Source organism: Novosphingobium colocasiae (assembly GCF_014652555.1).
Taxonomy (GTDB): Bacteria; Pseudomonadota; Alphaproteobacteria; order Sphingomonadales; family Sphingomonadaceae; genus Novosphingobium; species Novosphingobium colocasiae.
Genome location: NZ_BMZA01000001.1, coordinates 579,037 through 595,656, shown reverse-complemented (window position 1 = coordinate 595,656; position 16,620 = coordinate 579,037). Strand labels below are relative to the sequence as shown.

At 67.0% G+C, this 16,620-nt stretch carries 19 protein-coding genes; 10 read left to right on the top strand and 9 right to left on the bottom strand.

Going from position 1 to position 16,620, the window contains the following annotated elements; translation table 11 throughout:
* Nucleotides 1-23 precede the first annotated feature (23 nt).
* The 4 genes from IE122_RS02960 to IE122_RS02945 all read left to right on the top strand — a co-directional run bounded on the left by IE122_RS02960 (nt 24) and on the right by IE122_RS02945 (nt 1,315).
* Entirely contained in the window at nt 24-314 is a 291-nt protein-coding gene (locus IE122_RS02960; protein ID WP_189619569.1) for a type II toxin-antitoxin system RelE/ParE family toxin, read from the top strand.
* Nucleotides 286-606 carry a HigA family addiction module antitoxin gene (locus IE122_RS02955; protein ID WP_189619568.1) on the top strand — a complete coding sequence of 107 codons (321 nt, stop codon included), beginning with the start codon at nt 286-288 and terminating at the stop codon, nt 604-606. The genes IE122_RS02960 and IE122_RS02955 overlap by 29 nt, the downstream gene beginning before the upstream one ends.
* Before the next feature lie 233 nt (nt 607-839).
* Nucleotides 840-1,094: a type II toxin-antitoxin system HicA family toxin gene (locus IE122_RS02950; RefSeq protein WP_189619567.1), complete on the top strand. Its 255-nt coding sequence runs from the start codon at nt 840-842 to the stop codon at nt 1,092-1,094.
* The gene (locus IE122_RS02945; RefSeq protein WP_189619566.1) at nt 1,094-1,315 is read left to right on the top strand and encodes a type II toxin-antitoxin system HicB family antitoxin; all 222 of its coding nucleotides are present in this window, start codon (nt 1,094-1,096) and stop codon (nt 1,313-1,315) included. The genes IE122_RS02950 and IE122_RS02945 overlap by 1 nt, the downstream gene beginning before the upstream one ends.
* A gap of 10 nt (nt 1,316-1,325) precedes the next feature.
* Here IE122_RS02945 and IE122_RS02940 read toward each other — a convergent pair whose 3' ends face one another.
* The 4 genes from IE122_RS02940 to tsaD form a co-directional block, all read right to left on the bottom strand.
* Nucleotides 1,326-1,925, bottom strand: coding sequence for a helix-hairpin-helix domain-containing protein (locus tag IE122_RS02940; RefSeq protein ID WP_189619758.1), 600 nt, complete (start codon nt 1,923-1,925; stop codon nt 1,326-1,328).
* 204 nt (nt 1,926-2,129) lie between these two features.
* Entirely contained in the window at nt 2,130-3,608 is a 1,479-nt protein-coding gene (locus IE122_RS02935) for a lipopolysaccharide biosynthesis protein (protein ID WP_229813712.1), read from the bottom strand.
* A gap of 53 nt (nt 3,609-3,661) precedes the next feature.
* Nucleotides 3,662-4,663, bottom strand: a complete 1,002-nt coding sequence (locus IE122_RS02930) for an NAD(P)H-dependent glycerol-3-phosphate dehydrogenase (protein WP_189619564.1) — start codon at nt 4,661-4,663, stop codon at nt 3,662-3,664.
* The gene (tsaD, locus tag IE122_RS02925) at nt 4,660-5,694 is read right to left on the bottom strand and encodes a tRNA (adenosine(37)-N6)-threonylcarbamoyltransferase complex transferase subunit TsaD (protein ID WP_189619563.1); all 1,035 of its coding nucleotides are present in this window, start codon (nt 5,692-5,694) and stop codon (nt 4,660-4,662) included. Before tsaD ends, IE122_RS02930 begins: the two co-directional genes overlap by 4 nt.
* Nucleotides 5,695-5,765: 71 nt before the next feature.
* Between tsaD and hemC the strand changes: the two genes are divergently transcribed.
* The 6 genes from hemC to IE122_RS02895 all read left to right on the top strand — a co-directional run bounded on the left by hemC (nt 5,766) and on the right by IE122_RS02895 (nt 12,349).
* Entirely contained in the window at nt 5,766-6,704 is a 939-nt protein-coding gene (gene hemC, locus IE122_RS02920; protein ID WP_189619562.1) for a hydroxymethylbilane synthase, read from the top strand.
* 5 nt (nt 6,705-6,709) lie between these two features.
* Nucleotides 6,710-7,402, top strand: coding sequence for a uroporphyrinogen-III synthase (locus tag IE122_RS02915; protein ID WP_189619561.1), 693 nt, complete (start codon nt 6,710-6,712; stop codon nt 7,400-7,402).
* A 31-nt stretch (nt 7,403-7,433) separates the two neighbouring features.
* Nucleotides 7,434-8,423 (top strand): MICOS complex subunit MIC60, encoded by a 990-nt coding sequence (locus IE122_RS02910; RefSeq protein WP_189619560.1) that lies wholly within the window; start codon nt 7,434-7,436, stop codon nt 8,421-8,423.
* Nucleotides 8,424-8,478: 55 nt separating this feature from the next.
* The gene (gene trhO / locus IE122_RS02905) at nt 8,479-9,447 is read left to right on the top strand and encodes an oxygen-dependent tRNA uridine(34) hydroxylase TrhO (RefSeq protein WP_189619559.1); all 969 of its coding nucleotides are present in this window, start codon (nt 8,479-8,481) and stop codon (nt 9,445-9,447) included.
* 94 nt (nt 9,448-9,541) lie between these two features.
* Nucleotides 9,542-11,533: a threonine--tRNA ligase gene (thrS, locus tag IE122_RS02900; protein WP_189619558.1), complete on the top strand. Its 1,992-nt coding sequence runs from the start codon at nt 9,542-9,544 to the stop codon at nt 11,531-11,533.
* A gap of 144 nt (nt 11,534-11,677) precedes the next feature.
* On the top strand, nt 11,678-12,349 hold the full coding sequence (locus IE122_RS02895; RefSeq protein ID WP_189619557.1) for a spermine/spermidine synthase domain-containing protein: 672 nt from the start codon (nt 11,678-11,680) through the stop codon (nt 12,347-12,349).
* 26 nt (nt 12,350-12,375) lie between these two features.
* Here the strand turns inward: IE122_RS02895 and IE122_RS02890 are convergent, their stop codons facing one another.
* From IE122_RS02890 to IE122_RS02870, 5 genes are all read right to left on the bottom strand, one after another.
* Nucleotides 12,376-13,263: a bestrophin family protein gene (locus IE122_RS02890; RefSeq protein WP_189619556.1), complete on the bottom strand. Its 888-nt coding sequence runs from the start codon at nt 13,261-13,263 to the stop codon at nt 12,376-12,378.
* The gene (locus IE122_RS02885) at nt 13,260-13,490 is read right to left on the bottom strand and encodes a hypothetical protein (RefSeq protein WP_189619555.1); all 231 of its coding nucleotides are present in this window, start codon (nt 13,488-13,490) and stop codon (nt 13,260-13,262) included. The genes IE122_RS02890 and IE122_RS02885 overlap by 4 nt, the downstream gene beginning before the upstream one ends.
* A gap of 177 nt (nt 13,491-13,667) precedes the next feature.
* Complete coding sequence (locus tag IE122_RS02880; protein WP_189619554.1) at nt 13,668-13,805, bottom strand: hypothetical protein; 138 nt, start codon at nt 13,803-13,805, stop codon at nt 13,668-13,670.
* 35 nt (nt 13,806-13,840) lie between these two features.
* Nucleotides 13,841-14,836 (bottom strand): agmatine deiminase family protein, encoded by a 996-nt coding sequence (locus IE122_RS02875; protein ID WP_189619553.1) that lies wholly within the window; start codon nt 14,834-14,836, stop codon nt 13,841-13,843.
* Nucleotides 14,833-16,506, bottom strand: a complete 1,674-nt coding sequence (locus IE122_RS02870) for a M28 family metallopeptidase (protein ID WP_189619552.1) — start codon at nt 16,504-16,506, stop codon at nt 14,833-14,835. The genes IE122_RS02875 and IE122_RS02870 overlap by 4 nt, the downstream gene beginning before the upstream one ends.
* Nucleotides 16,507-16,620: the final 114 nt, after the last annotated feature.

Sequence of the window (16,620 nt, the reverse complement as noted above, 5' to 3'; positions counted from 1 at the left end):
CTCGTTTAGATTGAGGCCCCGCCATGATCCGCTCCTTCGCCAACACCCGTACCCAAACCGAGCGCATCTGGAATGGCGTGCGGAGCAAACGCGTCCCGGCAAGCCTCGGAAGCCGTCCTCTCGACAAACTGAAGATGCTGAACCGCGCGAAGACTCTCGACGACCTTCGCAATCCGCCCGGCAATCGCCTCCACCCGCTCAAGGACGACCGCGCCGGGCAGCATTCCATTTCCATTAATGGCCAATGGCGTATATGTTTCCGCTGGAAGGATGGAAACGCATACGATGTCGAAATCGTCGACTACCACGACTGACCCCGATTGGCTGGACAACAACCACGCCGGCGAAATGCTGGTATTGGAGTTCATGGAGCCGCTCGGGCTGACGGCTGCGGCCTTGGCCGAAGCGCTGGCTATCGCACCCGCGCGCCTCGAAGGCGTGATCGACGGGCACATGCGCATGGATGCCGATCTGGACCTGCGCCTGGCCCGCTATTTCCGCATGTCCGAAGGGTTCTTCCTGGGCCTTCAGGACGATTACGAACTGCTGGAAGCCAAGCGCGCGTTGAACGGCGATCTGGAGCGGATCGTTCCGCGCGCCGCTTGACGCCTTTTTCGGTTACGCCCCGCGCAGCCGTTCGTATCGAGCATGCCGAGACACCCTGCACCAACGGCACGCTCGAACAAGAAGGTGCGGTGGACCGGAAGACCGGGCTTCGTAAGGCCAACGTAGAGTCAAGCTCCGCTTTTCCACAGTTCTGCCCCTGACATGGCTGATTGTTGTTGAATTGCGAAAAATTTGTGATTCATAGGAAGCCTCGCTTTCTGACGAGGCTTTCAATGGTCAAACCCGCCAAGCTTTACGCGCAGCTTCTGCTATCAACGGACCGCTCTATCGATTTTCGCGACTTTGTTGCCATGATCGAAGCATTCGGGTTTCGGCATGCCCGGACGAAGGGGAGCCACCGATCCTATGTTCACCCGGACTGCCCTGCGGTTCTGGTCATTCAGCCCAAAGGCAAGGATGCAAAGCGCTATCAGGTTCGCGAATTTCTTGGTATCGTAGAGGAGTACGGACTCACTTTGGGCGACTGATGCAGCACCGCTATCACATCAATGTTTTCTGGTCCGCCGCAGACGAATGCTGGATCGCGGACGTTCCTGACCTGAAGCCCTGTTCTGCCCACGGCGATACGCCGGAAGAAGCCATCGCTGAAGCGCAGGTTGCGATCGAACTCTGGATCGAAACCGCGACGGATCGCGGCCTCCCCATCCCGGAACCCCGCTATCGTCCGGCGATATACGCGGCCGCGTAAGGCGGCGCGCTCACAACTTCCCGAATTCCGCCTCGTATCCGCCGGTGTCGCCGCTGGCGAGGAGGCGTGCCTGTTCGACCCACTTGTCGCGCCGGGGGCGGCCGGCGAAAGCGCCGAGGTTCGCGTCCAGGGCATCGAGGTCGGCGTCGGTCCAGGCGGCGATCTGCGCGAAGGTCGTCACGCCGAGCGACGCCAGCAGCGTCTGCAGCTTGGGGCCCAGGCCCTTGATCCGGCGCAGATCGTCAGCGGTGGCGGGTGCCGGTTCGGCATCCGGCGCGGGCTCGGCGGCGATGGTCTGCGGCGGGGTGTGGTCGTGATCCACCGCGCGATCGACTTCTTCCTGCGCCGCAACCGCGATCACTTCGCCGAGGCCGGCCATCGTGCCTGCCATTGCCGGGGGATCGATATGCACGGGCAGTTCGTACTGTGCGGCGGGCGGAGCGGCATCGATCAGCGCCTGGTTGCGCTGCGCCGGGCCGACGCCTTCATCCAGCACATCTGGGCGGTGGCTGCGCTCCGGCCCTTTGGAACCGCGCGCGAACAGCCACCAGGCGATGACGATGCAGATCAGCAACGCCGCCGCAAAGATCAGCCAGTTCGCCTCGATCATCTGCACCACGAATTATCCTTTCCGTTTAACCGCCGACTGTGCGCCGGTCACCTGAACCCAAAGTTCGCCACCCCAGCCACGTCATGCTGAACTTGTTTCAGCATCCATCGCGCCTTCGGAAACGGCGGCGCGGGGGGAGAGATGGACCCTGAAACGAGTTCAGGGTGACGAAGCTTTTAGATCACGAACAGCAATTCCATCATGTTAGGCCGTCTTCGTCTTCCTGAAAAGCTGCCGGTCCTCAGGCCCGAAGGCGCGGCGCCAGATGATGAAGAGGTACAGGCCCAGGATCGCCGGGATGCCGAATGCCAGTTCCGCCCATTCGGGGAGGAAATGGGTGACGCAATAGCCCAGCACGACCGCCGGCGCGGCGGCCCAGACCAGCGCCATGCGGAAGGTGTTGACCGTCTCGCCCAGATAGCGCGCCAGCAACCGGGCCTTGATCACCGAGGCGAAGGCCAGCGCCAGCATCAGCGCGATCGCCGCCGCCGCGGCCTGGAACAGCGCGTTCTTGCCCAGATACTGCATCGCCCAGATGCCGGCGAAAGTCAGCACCGCCTGCAGGCCGATGGTCACGACCGAGATCATCAGGTTGCGATAGCGATCGAGGTAGATCAGCGCCGCTTCGCTGACGACGGCGGGCGATGCCACCACTTCGGCCAGCAGCAGGAACGCGAGCGCGCCGGTCCCGCCGACGAACTGGCGACCGACCAGCCCCATGACGCCTTCGCCGGGGATCGCCAGCGCCAGCCCGATGCCGGCCTGCGCAGCGAGAATCCAGAAGCCCACCTGCCGGACCTGCTTGGCAATGGCGGCATAGTTGCCGTCCTTGAGGTTGCGGGTGATGACCGGGCCGAGCACCGGCTCGAAGCTGGTCTTGAGCTTCTGCGGCAGGCTGGCCACCTGCTGGGCGGCATAATAGACCCCAACGGCAGAGGAGGGCGCCATGAAGCCGAGCAGGAACACATCGACCCGGCGCGTGCCCCATTCGATCGTATCGGCCAATGCGATCGGCAGCAGCCGCATGGCCAGCCTCGGCAGCTTGCGGCGGTGCGGTCGCCATCCTCGCGGCAGGCCGTAAGCCCGCGCGAACGGGATGAACGCGGTCAGCGCTGCGGCGAAGATCGAGGCGATATAGGCGATCGACAGCCCGCTTTCGGGGGCGACGAAGATCATCGCCCCGGCCATGATCGAGATCGTCCACGGCTCGACAATCGCGCGCGACCACACCGTGGGGCTGACCTGGAGGCGGCAGGCGAGCGCCGCCAGCCAGATTTCGGTGAGCGCCAATGGCGGGATCGAGATGACGATCAGACGGTCGATCTGGGTATAGTGCCCGCCCGGAAACATCGGTTCGGGCACCAGCCAGAACAGCAGCGCCATCGCGCATGAAGCGCCCAGCGCCAGCAGCGCGCCATCGGCGACGACGTTGGCAGGGTGCTCGCCATTGTCCTCGGCATGCGACAGGCGCTGGGCCAGGCCGCGCTTTTCACCCATCGAGCAGACCAGCGCGGTCAGTTCGATGACGACCAGCGCCGAGGCGAACCGGCCGAGCGCGGCGGGGCCGTAGGACGCCGCCCGCCCCGCGATGAACAGGAACGGGATGCGCGCGGCAAGGCGGAGGAAGAAGCCGAGGAAGTTGGTCCGGCCGCCCTTGGCGAGCGCGGCGAAATCCTCGTTCAGGCGCGCGTCGTCGCCCGCTTCATCGCGTCCGCCCGCGGGTGCCGGGCCATCGGTCAAACGCCGCCCTCCTGCTCGGCGCGCAGCGGACGGGCCAGTAGCGCCGCCACCACGTCACGCGCCGGGGCTTCGCCTGCGAGCAGGCGGCACACGCCGGTGACGATCGGCATGTCGATCCCGCGCCGCGCCGCCAGTTCGGCCAGCACCGGCGCGGTGGCCGCGCCTTCGGCGACGCTGGCCTTGCCCGCCAGCGCCTCTGCCATCGAACGCCCCTGCCCCAGCGCGAGGCCGAGCGAGAAGTTGCGGCTGGAAGTGGAGGAGCAGGTCAGCACCAGATCACCGAGGCCGCACAGCCCGGACAAGGTTTCCGCCCGCGCACCCAAGGCCAGGCCGAAGCGCGACATTTCGGCGAACCCGCGCGAGATCAGCGCCGCGCGGGCGTTCTGCCCCAGGTTCAGGCCTTCCACCACGCCGCAGGCGATCGCCAGCACGTTCTTGATCGCCCCACCCACTTCGGCACCGGTGACGTCATCGGAATAATAGGGCCGCAGCGCCGGACGCGCGATCAGCGGGGCAAGACGCCGCCACTGCGCTTCGCCCCCGGCGCAGGCAAGCGTCACCGCCGTGGGCAGCCCGGCGGCAACTTCGTGCGCGAAGGTGGGGCCGGACAGCACCGCAAGCCGGGCCAGCGGCGCGGCCTGTGCCGCGACATCGGCCATCAGCCGCCCGCTGCCCGCTTCGATGCCCTTGGCGCACAGCACCAGATCGCGCGGCCTATCGGGCAGCCCGGTCAGCACAGAGGCGAGGAACTGGGCGGGGACGACCACCAGCAGCGCGTCGAGCGGCACCAGTTCCGCCAGATCGCCGGTGGCGCGCACGGTCGGCGCGATCAGGGCGCTGGGCAGATAAGTCCGGTTCGTGCGGCTGGCATTGATCTCCGCGACGAGTTCCGGCTCGCGCGCCCACAGCAGCACGGACGACCCATCGGAGGCCAGCGCCTGCGCCAGCGCGGTCCCCCATGCGCCCGCCCCGATCACGCCGATTTTCGCCATGGTCATGCCTTCACTCCCGCCCCGCGCGCCGGTTCCGCTTCGGGATCGAGCGGCCAGCGCGGCCGTGCGACGAAATCCAGCGGATCGTTCTGGCCCAGCGCCAGCCGCTCCACCCCGGCCCAAGCGATCATCGCCGCGTTATCGGTACAGAGCATCGGCGGCGGGGCGATGAACGGCAGGCCGTGTCGCGATGCCAGAGCTTCGAGCGCAGCGCGGATCGGCTTGTTCGCGGCGACCCCGCCGGCGACGACCAACGCGCTGACCGTTCCTGCCGCGTCCAGCGCCCGCGCCGTGCGATCGATCAGGCAATCGATCGCGGCCTGCTGGAACGATGCGGCGATATCGGCATCGGCATGCTCGCCGCTTTCCTTGGCCCGCAAGACCGCGCTTTTGAGGCCGGCGAAGGAAAAATGGGGTTCGGCATGGCCCCTCAGCGGGCGCGGCAGCGGCACGGCGCGGGGGTTTCCGGTGGCCGCCAGCCGTTCGAGCGCCGGGCCGCCGGGATAGCCCAGCCCCAGCACTTTGGCCGATTTGTCGAATGCCTCGCCCAGCGCATCGTCGATGGTGGTTGCCAGCCGCCGGAAGCGGCCGACGCCGTCAACGCGCAGGATCTGGCAGTGCCCGCCCGATACCAGAAGGAGCAAATAAGGGTACGTCAGCGAGGCATCAGCGAGGCGGGGAGAGAGCGCGTGGCCTTCGAGGTGGTTGATCGCGATCAGCGGCTTGCCACCGGCCAGCGCCAGTGCCTTTGCGGTCACGAGGCCGACCATGACCCCGCCGATCAGCCCCGGCCCGGCGGTGGCGGCGATGGCGTCCACCGCGCCGAGCGCCATCCCCGCATCGGCCAGCGTCGCCTCGATCAGCGGGGTCAGCCGTTCGGCATGCGCCCGCGCGGCGATTTCGGGCACGACGCCGCCATAGGGACGATGGGCATCGTCCTGCGACGCGATCCGCTGGGCAAGGATGGCGCGATCGCTCGTCACCAGCGCCGCGGCCGTCTCGTCGCACGAGGATTCAATGCCGAGAACTACCGCCAAATACCCTGTCCTAAAGCCCCACGCCGCAGGGCCTTTCCCTGAACGACATTGACGGGTAGCACAACCCGCCGATGACCGACCCACATTCCTCGCCCCGCTTCCGCCTCGGCACGCGCCGCTCGCCCCTCGCCATGGCCCAGGCCGAAGAAACGCGCGCGCGCCTTGCCGGTGCCCACGGGATCGATCCGGCGCATATAGAGATCGTAGCGGTGACCGCCAGCGGCGATCGCATCCAGGACCGGGCGCTGGCCGAAATCGGCGGCAAGGCGTTGTGGACCAAGGAACTGGACGCCTGGCTGGCGAGCGGCGAGATCGACTTCGCCGTCCATTCGGCCAAGGATGTGGAGACGCTGCGCCCCGAAGCCTTCGCCATCGGTGCTGTGCTGCCGCGCGAGGATGTGCGCGATGTGCTGGTCGGCGCGGCCTCCATCCACGCCTTGCCGCAAGGCGCGATCGTCGGCACCAGCGCGCCGCGCCGCGCCGCGCAACTGCTGCATGCCCGGCCCGACTGCACGGTTGTGACCTTTCGCGGCAATGTCGCCACCCGGCTCGCCAAGCTGGCCGCCGGTGAGGCCGATGCGACGTTCCTGGCCGCTGCCGGGCTGAAACGGCTGGGCGAAACCGGGACCGGCCACCCCTTGGACGCGGAAGACTGGCTGCCGGCACCGGGGCAGGCGGCCATCCTCGTCGAATGCCGGGCCGACGATGCGCGAACCCGCGATTTCCTGTCAGCGATCGACGATGCACCCAGCCGCGCCAGCCTGCTGGCCGAGCGCGCGTTGCTGGCGGCGCTGGGCGGCAATTGCCACAGCCCGATCGCGGTGCTGAGCCGCCACGATGGCGACGCGCTGGTCATGCGCGCCGCGCTCTACAGCCCGGACGGGGCCGAGAAAGTGGAAGGCAGCGCCCGGTTTCCTGCCGAAGACCTTGAAGGCCCCGCCCGCCTCGCCGCCGATCTGCTTTCCCGTGCGGTTCCCGCCATCGCCGATCACTTCGCCGGTCCGGGCTGAGCGCCATGCTGCCGGTGATCGTCATCCGCCCGGAACCGGGCGCATCGGCCACTTGCGCAAAAGCCCGGGCGCTGGGGCTGGACGCCGTATCGGCCCCGCTGTTCGCGGTCCGGCCGCTGGCGTGGCAACCACTGCCGCGCGAGGAAGTGGATGCGATCCTTCTGGGCAGCGCCAATGCCCTGCGCCACGCCGGCCCCGCGCTTGAATGCTATCGCTGCTGCCCGACCTATGCCGTCGGCCTGACCACGGCGCAGGCGGCGATAGCGGCTGGGCTTGATGTGGTGGCGACGGGATCGGGCGGGTTGCAATCGGTGATGCCGCTGCTGGACCCCGCCCATCGCCGCCTGCTGCGGCTGTCCGGGCGCGAGCGGGTGGAGCTGGAGCCGCCGCCCGGCGTCATGGTGGCCTTGCGCGAAGTCTATGCCAGCGAGCCGCTGCCGTTGCCGCAGCCGCTGCGGGACCGGCTCGCCGCGCCCGCGCTGGTGCTGCTTCATTCGGGCGAAGCGGCGGCGCATTTCGCGCAAAGCCTCGACGCCGCCGGGATCGGCCGGGGCATCCACCGTATCGCCGCCCTTGCCCCACGTGTTGCCGAGCGCGCCGGGAGCGGATGGGCGGCGCTGGAAGTGGCGGAGCGGCCGGACGATGCCGCGCTGCTGGCATTGGCGGTACAGATGTGCCAAAGGTTCAGTCTGGGCTAACGGGACCGCGGATAACCAGAACACAATCTTGATGCAGGACGACCCCGACCTCTCCCCCGCCGCACCCGGCTACACCGCCGCGTCCAACCCGCCGCCGGCGCGCCGACGCGGATCGGCGCGCGGCCAGCTTGTGGTCGCGCTGCTCGCCTTCGCGACGGGCGGGGCGCTGGTCATCTGGGCGAGTATCCAAGGCTACCTGCCGCGCTACCTTGGCGCGCCTGCTCCTGCCGTCACCCAGACTGCCCCCGCTGTCGAGCCCGATGCGGCGGATGCCGGCAGGGCTGCGGCGGGAGACCTTGCCGGGGCTGCATCATCAGCAGCAAAAGGTAGCCCGGAAACCGTCGCTTCGCTCGAAGGGCGGCTGGCGATGCTGGAAGACCGGCTCTCGCGGATCGACTATCAGTCAGGCGCTATCGTCGGCAACACCGCCCGCGCCGAAGGCATGCTGATCGCGTTTGCGGCCCGGCGCATGGTCGATCGCGGTGAACCGCTCAGCTATGTGGCGGACCAGTTGCGACTGCGCTTCGCCAACGCCCAGCCTCGCGCGGTGCAGACCATCATCGATTTCTCGCGCAAACCCGTCACCATCGACGAACTGAGCGCCCGGCTCGAAGCGCTTTCCCCGCAACTGTCGAACACGGCCGGCAGCGTCGGCCTGTGGTCGCGGGTGCGGCGCGAGGTGACCGGCCTGTTCGTGGTGCGCAGCGACAATGCCAGTCTGGTCACCCCGTCGGCGCGGATCGACCGGGCCCGGCTGATGCTGTCGTCGCGCCGGATCGGCGGCGCGATCGAGGAAGTCGAACGGCTGCCCGGGGCCGACAGCGCCACCAACTGGATCGCCGATGCCCGCCGCTATCAGGAAGCGCAGCGCGCGCTGGACCTGCTGGAGACGACCGCGATGCTCGAACCGCATCGCCTGGCTGACGGTGCCGGCCACGCGGTCAACCAGCCGAGCCCGCTGGCCCCGGCCCCTGCGGCGACGCCCCCGACCGCTTCGCCCACCCCCGCCGCGCCCGACTGAACCCGGCCTGCCGGCGCTGCTGACGAAGGCGGATGCCCGCGCTATAGGCCCGGCCATGTCGCACACCACCAGCGAATCACCGCCGCCCTTGCGCGTTGCCGCGCTGTACCGTTTCGCCCGGCTGCCCGATTATGCGGACTACCGCGCATCGCTTGATGCCCTGTGCCGCCGGCACGGCATCAAGGGCTCGCTGCTGCTGGCGGGCGAAGGGATCAACGGTACCGTGGCCGGCACGCCCGACGCCATCGCCGCCGTGATCGCCCATATCCGCGCCCTGCCCGATTGCGCCGATCTGGACGTCAAGTATTCGAGCGCCGCCACGATGCCGTTCCACCGCATGAAGGTGCGCCTCAAGCGCGAGATCGTGACGATGGGCGTGGCCGGGATCGACCCGCTGGACAGCGTCGGCACGTATGTCGCCCCGCAGGACTGGAACGCGCTGATCGCCGATCCCGACACCATCGTGATCGACACCCGCAACGACTATGAAGTCGCCGCCGGCACGTTTCAGGGCGCGATCGATCCGCAAACGCAATCGTTCCGCGATTTTCCGGGCTGGTTCCGCGCCGAGCGCGAGCGGCTACTGGGACAGGGCAAGCCGCCCAAGGTGGCGATGTTCTGCACCGGCGGCATCCGCTGCGAGAAATCGACCGCGTTCCTCAAGGCCGAAGGGGTGGATGAAGTGTTCCACCTCAAGGGCGGCATCCTGCGCTATCTGGAAGAGATGCCCGAAGCGGACAGCCTGTGGCGCGGCGAATGCTTCGTGTTCGACCAGCGGGTCACCGTCGGCCACGGCCTGACGGCGGGCAGCTATGGCCTGTGCCATGCCTGCCGCCGCCCGGTCAGCGAGGATGATCGCCGCTCACCGCTGTACGAGGACGGGGTGAGCTGCGCCGCCTGCCATGGCGAACGCAGCGAGGAGCAGCGCGCCTCGGCCCGCGAACGCCACCGGCAGGAACGCCTCGCCCGCGCGCGCGGCACCGCGCATGTCGGCGCGGCGATGGACCGAACCCGTCCCGATTGAACCCGATTGCGGCGCGGTCTTCCGCCGCCCGACCTTCACTTGCCCGCGCGCCTGTGCCATGGCGCGCTACGTTGCCCAGGAAGAACGAGTTTCCATGTCCGAGATGTTCAAGATCAGCCTCCCCGATGGTTCGGTGCGCGATATGCCCGCCGGCTCCACCCCGGCTGACGTGGCCGCCGCGATCGGGCCGGGCCTCGCCAAGGCGGCGCTGGCCGCCCGCGTCGATGGCGAACTGGTCGATCTGTCGCGCCCGTTCACCGGCGATGCGCAGCTCGCGCTCGTCACCGGGCGCGACGAGGCCGAGGCGCTGGACCTTGCCCGGCACGATTTCGCGCATGTGCTGGCCGAAGCGGTACAGCAGTTGTTCCCCGGCACCCAGATCACCTTCGGCCCTTCGACCGACGACGGCTTCTATTACGATTTCGCCCCCGCAGACCGTCCCTTCACCGAAGAGGACCTGCCCGCCATCGAAGAGGCGATGCGCGCGATCATCAAGGCCGACAAGCCGCTGCGCCGCGAAGTGTGGAGCCGCGAACAGCTTATCAGCCGGTGGAAGCAGCAGGGCGAGACGTTCAAGGCCGAATGGGCCGCCGAACTGCCCGGCAACGAAGATCTGACGGTCTACTGGAGCGGTGACGACTGGCTCGACATGTGCCGGGGCCCGCACCTGCCCAGCACCGGCAAGCTCGATCCCGCCGCATTCAAGCTGACGCGGGTTTCGGGTGCCTATTGGCGCGGCGATCAGAACAACGCGATGCTGAGCCGCATCTACGGCACCGGCTGGCTCAACAAGAAGCAGTTGAACGAGCACCTGACCCGGCTGGAAGAAGCCGCCAAGCGCGATCACCGCAAGCTGGGCGGCGAGATGGACCTGTTCCACCTTCAGCACGAAGCGCACGGATCGGTGTTCTGGCACCCCAAGGGCTATCTCATCTGGCGCGAGCTGGAAGCCTACATGCGCCGCGCCATTGACGCGGGCGGCTACAAGGAGGTTAAGACCCCGCAGGTCATGGATGCCCGCCAGTGGGAGCAGTCGGGCCACTGGGGCAAGTACCGCGAGAACATGTTCGTCATCCCCGACGAAGTGCCGAACGTGGAAGACGAAGGCCCGCTGGTATCGGACGATGCGCAGTGGATGGCATTGAAGCCGATGAACTGCCCGGCGCACGTGCTGATCTTCCGCCAGGGCATCAAGTCGTACCGCGACCTGCCCTTGCGCATCTATGAAAACGGCTGCTGCCACCGCAACGAACCGCACGGGGCGCTGCACGGGCTGATGCGGGTGCGCCAGTTCACGCAGGACGATGCCCATATCTTCTGCCGCGAGGACCAGATCGTGGCGGAAGTGCAGGCGTTCTGCGAACTGGCGGACCGGATCTACAAGGACTTCGGCTTTACCTATTCGATCAAGCTGGCGCTGCGCCCCGAAAAGCGGTTCGGTTCCGAAGCGATGTGGGACCAGGCCGAAGCCGAACTGCGCGACGCGGTGATCCGCGCCGGGCTCGCCACCGAGGCTTACGGCTGGGAAGAACTGCCCGGCGAAGGCGCCTTCTATGCGCCCAAGCTGGAATGGCACCTGACCGACGCGATCGGCCGCACCTGGCAGGTCGGCACCATCCAGTCCGACCGCGTGCTGCCTGAACGGCTCGATGCCAGCTACATTGGCGAGGACGGCGAAAAGCATCGCCCGGTCATGCTGCACCGCGCGATCTTCGGCAGCTACGAACGCTTCATCGGCATCCTGATCGAGCATTTCGCCGGCAAGCTGCCGGTCTGGCTCGCCCCGGTGCAGGCGGTGGTCGCCACGATCGTTTCGGATGCCGACGGCTATGCGGCCGACGTGCTGGCGAAGTTGAAGGCAGCGGGCGTGCGCGCCGAGACAGACCTGCGCAACGAGAAGATCAACTACAAGGTGCGCGAACATTCGCTCAAGAAGGTTCCTCACCTGCTGGTGGTGGGCAAGCGCGAGGCGGAAGAAGGCACCGTCGCCGTGCGCACGCTGGGGGCCGAACACCAGAAGGTGATGCCGCTGGACGAGGCCGTCGCGATGCTGAAGGCGGCGGCGATGGCACCGGATCTGGCGTGACATCCATTGCCCTCTCTCCTTCAGGGTAGAGGGTTGGGAGAGGGGATACGTCCCACGCCCCTCTCTACTGCGGCTAGGCGGCCAAGCCGCCAAGCCTTCGTATCTCTCCCCTGAAGGGGAGAGAGTACCTGGCGGAGTTGACCCATGATCCAGCGCGAACTGCTCGATACCGCCTATGTCCCCGGCGGGGAGAAGCTGGAGCTGTTCCGGCACGATCGCGATTTCATGATCGTGCTGGGGCACAACGAACTGATGAGCACGCGCAAGTGGGGCTCGGAGGAAGCGCTGGCGACGATGGCGCTGGAGCGGGTGGGGAGCGTGCGCAAGCCGCACTTCCTGATCGGCGGCTATGGCATGGGCTTCACCCTGCGCGCGGCCTTGCGCATCCTGCCCGCAGACGCGCGGATCACCGTGGTCGAACTGGTCCCGGAAATCATCGAATGGGCTCGCGGGCCGATGGCCGAGGTGGCGCAGGGCTGCCTCGACGATCCGCGCGTGAACCTCATCATGGGCGATGTCGCGACGATCATCGCCGCCGGTCATGCCGATTACGATGCGATCCTGCTCGATGTCGACAACGGACCCGACGGGCTGGTGCGCGAGGACAACAACATCCTCTATTCGGGCAGCGGCCTGCGCACGGCCAGGCGGGCGCTGACGCCGGACGGGGTGATGGCGATCTGGTCCGCCGGGCCCGACCCGGCCTTCACCCGCCGCCTCGAAAAGAACGAGTACTCGGTGGATGAGGTTCGGGTGGCCTCGCGCAGCAACGGCAAGGGGCCCAAGCACATCATCTGGTTCGCCCGGCCGCGGTGATCGCAGCGCCGGGTTTCAGGCCGGCTTCACCACAAGACCCCATCGGGCCCCGGCCTGAGCGGCTCGGGCGCCTCCATCCCGATCGACTGCAGCAGATCGATCTCGATGGTGCGGCACATCTGGTTGAGCGGCAGATCGTGATCGGTGTTGGCAAACGGATCGACGAGCTGGTCACCGATCGTCAGCACCGCCATGAACATCAGCCCCGCGATGGTCGAGCCCAGCGGCGTCGCGTATTGCAGCGTTTCTACCAGTCCGATCGGCAGCAGGATGCAGAAGATGTGGACGAAGAAAGTGGGCAGGAAGCGGTACTGGCTCGGCAGAGGCGTATTCTTGAGCCGTTCCATGCCTCCTTGCGCATTGGCGATATCCACCAGGACCGCTTCCATCTGCGCCTGCTGGATGGTGTCAATCCAGCCGGCGCGGCGCGCCTCGTCGATCCGCCGGCCCGTGCCATCCAGAATGCCGTTAGCAACATTGGCGCGGTTCAGCGCAAGGTCGGCCTCATGCCGGGGCAGTAGCCGGATGACTTCGCCATCGGGCGGTTGCCGGCGCAACTGGCAGCGCAGCGCGTTGACATAGGCAATCTGGCGCAGGACGATTTTACGTTTGTGATCCGCCGCGTCCGGATCGGGCATGAAGTTGCGTGTGGCCCTGGCGAGGTTGCGGCTGGCGTTGATCATCAGCCCCCACAGGCCGCGGCCCTCCCACCAGCGCTGATAGGCAGAGTTGCTGCGAAACCCGAGGAACAGCGCCAGCACCGAACCGAACAGGGTGACCGGCAATTCCGGCGCATCGAACGGCAGGTAAAAGTAGGTCACCGTGACGACCACGTCCCACAGGAACAGCAGCGTCAGCGGTTTCCACACCTCTCGGACCATGTTGGCGAAGCGCGGTGTCGAGGTTACGATCATTGTGCGGCAGCATCCTTGTATTGATCGGAGGAACTGGCTTCGGAAGGCACGCTGCTCGCGACCGACAGGGCAATAGAGGTCCCCGTCGCCGGGCGGATGGACAGCCAGTCCACCCGGTCGATCAAAACGAAAAAGCCCAGAACTGCAAAGCCGAACAACAGCAGTAGCACTTTGCTCATGGCGCGATCACGGCGTTCGGCGCTATCAAATTCTGTAAACTGGTGCATTGTTGGACGAACCCTTTGTATGGTGGGTCCGACAATCTGGGTTTGCCTCGTTATCCTGCCACTATTACAGCGCAACAAATTATTGCTGTGCCGCAGGGCTGCGACAGTCCGCGCCATAAGCACGACAACCCCCATGCGGTCTTGAAGCACGAACCGGACAAGCGGCGAACCGCAGTTTCAGAGGTGGAGGAAAGGCAGCGCTGCCTTTGCGCAGATCAGCGCCAGCGCGCAGCCGCAGACGATCAGCGTGCGCAGCCAGTCAGCGTCCGACGCGGGCGCGGCGTGGTGGCGGGCAAGGGCGATGACTTTGGCCATTCCCCGGACACTGCGCCCAAACCCTTAGCAAAGCGTTAACCCGCCGCGATGCTGGACGGCATCTGCTGACTGGAGCAGTGGAACGATCCGCCGCCGGCCAGCACCGCATGGGCAAGGATGCCCACGGTATCGCGATCGGGGAACAATGCGGCGATCGCGGCCACGCCGTCCTCGTCGTGTTTCGTGCCATACGTCGGAACCACCACCAGCTTGGAGGTGATGGCGAAGTTCATGTAGCTGGCGGGTTCGATCCGGCCGCCTTCGCTTTCCACCCGGCCGGGCGATGGCACTTCACGCACCGTCACCCCCGCCGCCTCGGCCCGCGCTTTGGCATCGGCATAGATGTGCGCGTTGGGATCGCCCACCCCGGTCGCACGCGGGAGCGCCAGCACATTCGGGGCCACGAACCGCGCCAGATTATCGACATGACCGTCGGTATGATCGTTCATCAGCCCGTCGCCCAGCCACAGTACCCGGTCATACCCCAGATCGCGCGCCAGCCGCGCCTCGATCTGGACGCGCTTGAGGTGGGGGTTGCGGTTGGCGTTGCGCAGGCACTGTTCGGTGGTGACGACGAGCCCGGTGCCATCGCCGTCCAGCGCCCCGCCTTCCAGAATCCAGTCCGCCGTTTCCACGTCGAGCCCGGCGCTGGCCGCCAGTTCCGCCCCGATCTCCTGATCGCCGTCCATCAGGTATTTTTCGCCCCAGCCGTTGAAGCCGAAGCGCATCGCCTTGCGCGCGCCAGACCCGTCCATGGTGACGAGTGGGCCGGTATCGCGCAGCCAGACATCGCCATAGCGCCGCGTTTCCAGCGTGACCTTCGACGATACCAGCGCGGCCGCGCGGGCATGGTTGGCGGCGTCGCGCACGATCAGCCGCACCTGCTGGCCGCTTTCGGCCACGGCATTGGCGAACGCCGCCATCTGTTCCTGCGCCGCCCCGAGGAATCCCGGCCACTCCACCGGATCGTGCGGAAAGCCGATCCAGAGCCAGTCCTGGGGATGCCATTCGGGCGGCAGGGCATAGGTCACTTGTGGCAGCCTCCGGTTGCCTTGGCGCAGCTCGCATCGCGGATGGCGCGGAATTCATCACCCTGATGCCAGTTCGGCCAGATGTCCGAATCGGCCAGTGCGCGGCCGAGCCGGTAGAAGAGCGTGACGTCTTCGACAATCCCTTCCCAGTCCCAGTCGGGTGAATATTCGTCGCCGGGCTGGTGATAGCGGTTCTTGGTATAATCCGCGTCGGCCGCTTCTCCCGCCGCCTTGCCGCCGTTCACCAGATCCACGCCGCGCCCCAGGTTGAACATCGGCACGCCCTGCTTGGCGAGGCTGAAGTGGTCGGACCGGTAATAGTGGCCCTTCTCGGTGCCTTCCTCCGGAGATTCGACCAGCCCCTCGGCCGCCAGCTCCTTGCGGAACAGCGCGGTCAGATCGGACTTGTCGCCGCCGATCATCGCATAGTCACGCGCGCGGCCGCCCGGGGCCAGCGCGTCCATGTTCACCCCGCCAACGGTGTGGTCCAGCGGCACGGCCGGGTCCTGCGCATAGTAGGCCGAGCCCAACAGGCCGGACTCTTCCAGCGTCAGCGCCACGAACACCTGGCTGCGCGCCGCGCCGCCCGCCCTGCTTTCCGCTTCGGCGATGGCGGCGAGTGCTGCGACACCGGTGGCGTTATCGACCGCACCGTTGCAGATATCGTCACCCGTCGCATCCGGGGTGCAGCGGCCCAGATGATCCCAATGCGCGGAATAGAGCACCGCTTCGTCCGGGCGGCTCGTGCCCGGCAACACGCCGACCACGTTATGCGAAGTGGACCGGCGCACTGTGTTGTCGAACGCCACGCTGGCCTTTAGGCCCAGCGGGACCGCGCGGAAGCCCCGCGTCTGCGCAGCGGCGGTGAGGCTGGCAAGGTCCTTGCCCGCCGCTTTCAGCACGGCTTCGGCCGCAGGCTTTTGCAACCAGCCATTGAACTGCGTCTGGTCCATGCCGTCCTGCGGCGTCTTCACGTAGTATTGCGCGCCGGTCCAGCTCGAGTTGACGACGTTCCAGCCATAGGCGGCCGGAAAGGTATCGTGGATGATGATAGCTCCCGCCGCGCCCTGCCTTGCGGCCTCCTCGTACTTGTAGGGCCAGCGGCCGTACCAAGTCATCCGACGGCCCTTGAACGGACCTTCCTCGGTAGCGCTGGCATAATCGGCGTCATTGACGAGGATGACGGCGATCTTGCCCTTCATGTCGATCCCGGCATAGTCGTTCCAGCCCAGTTCGGGCGCGTTGATGCCATAGCCGACGAACACCAGCTCCGCATCCTTCAGCGCGGTGTGCGGCACGGGGCGATAGCTGACGCCGACGTAATCGCTGCCGAACGCGAACTGCAGCGGCTTGCCGGCGCCCGACACCGTCAGCGGCGAATAATGATCGCCGGTGATCTCCACCGTCGGCACTTCCTGCAACCACTGGCCCTTGTAGCCGGGCTTGAGCCCCGCCTTCTCGAACGTGGAGACGATGTAGTCGAGCACCTTGGGCTCGGTCGCGGTGCTGGGCGCGCGGCCTTCGAAATCGTCGGCGCTGAGCCGCGCGGTGACGTTTTTCATCGTGTCGACGGAAATGGCCGAGGTGGAAGCGGCGGACTGCGGCGGCGCTTGCGGCGTGGCGCATCCGGTGATGAGAAGACCGGCGGCGAGCGGGAGAAGCTTTTTCATGGGTAGCGCCCCTTCGGAAAAAGGGTTGAGGGCCGATCCTTCGGACCGGGATGGCACAGTGCGGACACCTGCCAGACGCATGGGCGGTGCACAAGTTTCCACGCCCTTGCCCTT

What these genes read in the sequence shown, in the direction of transcription:
- IE122_RS02960 (WP_189619569.1), top strand. Translation starts at nt 24, where the DNA reads ATGATCCGCTCCTTCGCCAACACCCGTACCCAAACCGAGCGCATCTGG.
- IE122_RS02955 (WP_189619568.1), top strand. Translation starts at nt 286, where the DNA reads ATGTCGAAATCGTCGACTACCACGACTGACCCCGATTGGCTGGACAAC.
- IE122_RS02950 (WP_189619567.1), top strand. Translation starts at nt 840, where the DNA reads ATGGTCAAACCCGCCAAGCTTTACGCGCAGCTTCTGCTATCAACGGAC.
- IE122_RS02945 (WP_189619566.1), top strand. Translation starts at nt 1,094, where the DNA reads ATGCAGCACCGCTATCACATCAATGTTTTCTGGTCCGCCGCAGACGAA.
- IE122_RS02940 (WP_189619758.1), bottom strand. Translation starts at nt 1,925, where the DNA reads ATGATCGAGGCGAACTGGCTGATCTTTGCGGCGGCGTTGCTGATCTGC.
- IE122_RS02930 (WP_189619564.1), bottom strand. Translation starts at nt 4,663, where the DNA reads ATGACCATGGCGAAAATCGGCGTGATCGGGGCGGGCGCATGGGGGACC.
- hemC (WP_189619562.1), top strand. Translation starts at nt 5,766, where the DNA reads ATGACCGACCCACATTCCTCGCCCCGCTTCCGCCTCGGCACGCGCCGC.
- IE122_RS02915 (WP_189619561.1), top strand. Translation starts at nt 6,710, where the DNA reads ATGCTGCCGGTGATCGTCATCCGCCCGGAACCGGGCGCATCGGCCACT.
- IE122_RS02910 (WP_189619560.1), top strand. Translation starts at nt 7,434, where the DNA reads ATGCAGGACGACCCCGACCTCTCCCCCGCCGCACCCGGCTACACCGCC.
- trhO (WP_189619559.1), top strand. Translation starts at nt 8,479, where the DNA reads ATGTCGCACACCACCAGCGAATCACCGCCGCCCTTGCGCGTTGCCGCG.
- thrS (WP_189619558.1), top strand. Translation starts at nt 9,542, where the DNA reads ATGTCCGAGATGTTCAAGATCAGCCTCCCCGATGGTTCGGTGCGCGAT.
- IE122_RS02895 (WP_189619557.1), top strand. Translation starts at nt 11,678, where the DNA reads ATGATCCAGCGCGAACTGCTCGATACCGCCTATGTCCCCGGCGGGGAG.
- IE122_RS02890 (WP_189619556.1), bottom strand. Translation starts at nt 13,263, where the DNA reads ATGATCGTAACCTCGACACCGCGCTTCGCCAACATGGTCCGAGAGGTG.
- IE122_RS02885 (WP_189619555.1), bottom strand. Translation starts at nt 13,490, where the DNA reads ATGCACCAGTTTACAGAATTTGATAGCGCCGAACGCCGTGATCGCGCC.
- IE122_RS02880 (WP_189619554.1), bottom strand. Translation starts at nt 13,805, where the DNA reads ATGGCCAAAGTCATCGCCCTTGCCCGCCACCACGCCGCGCCCGCGTCG.
- IE122_RS02870 (WP_189619552.1), bottom strand. Translation starts at nt 16,506, where the DNA reads ATGAAAAAGCTTCTCCCGCTCGCCGCCGGTCTTCTCATCACCGGATGC.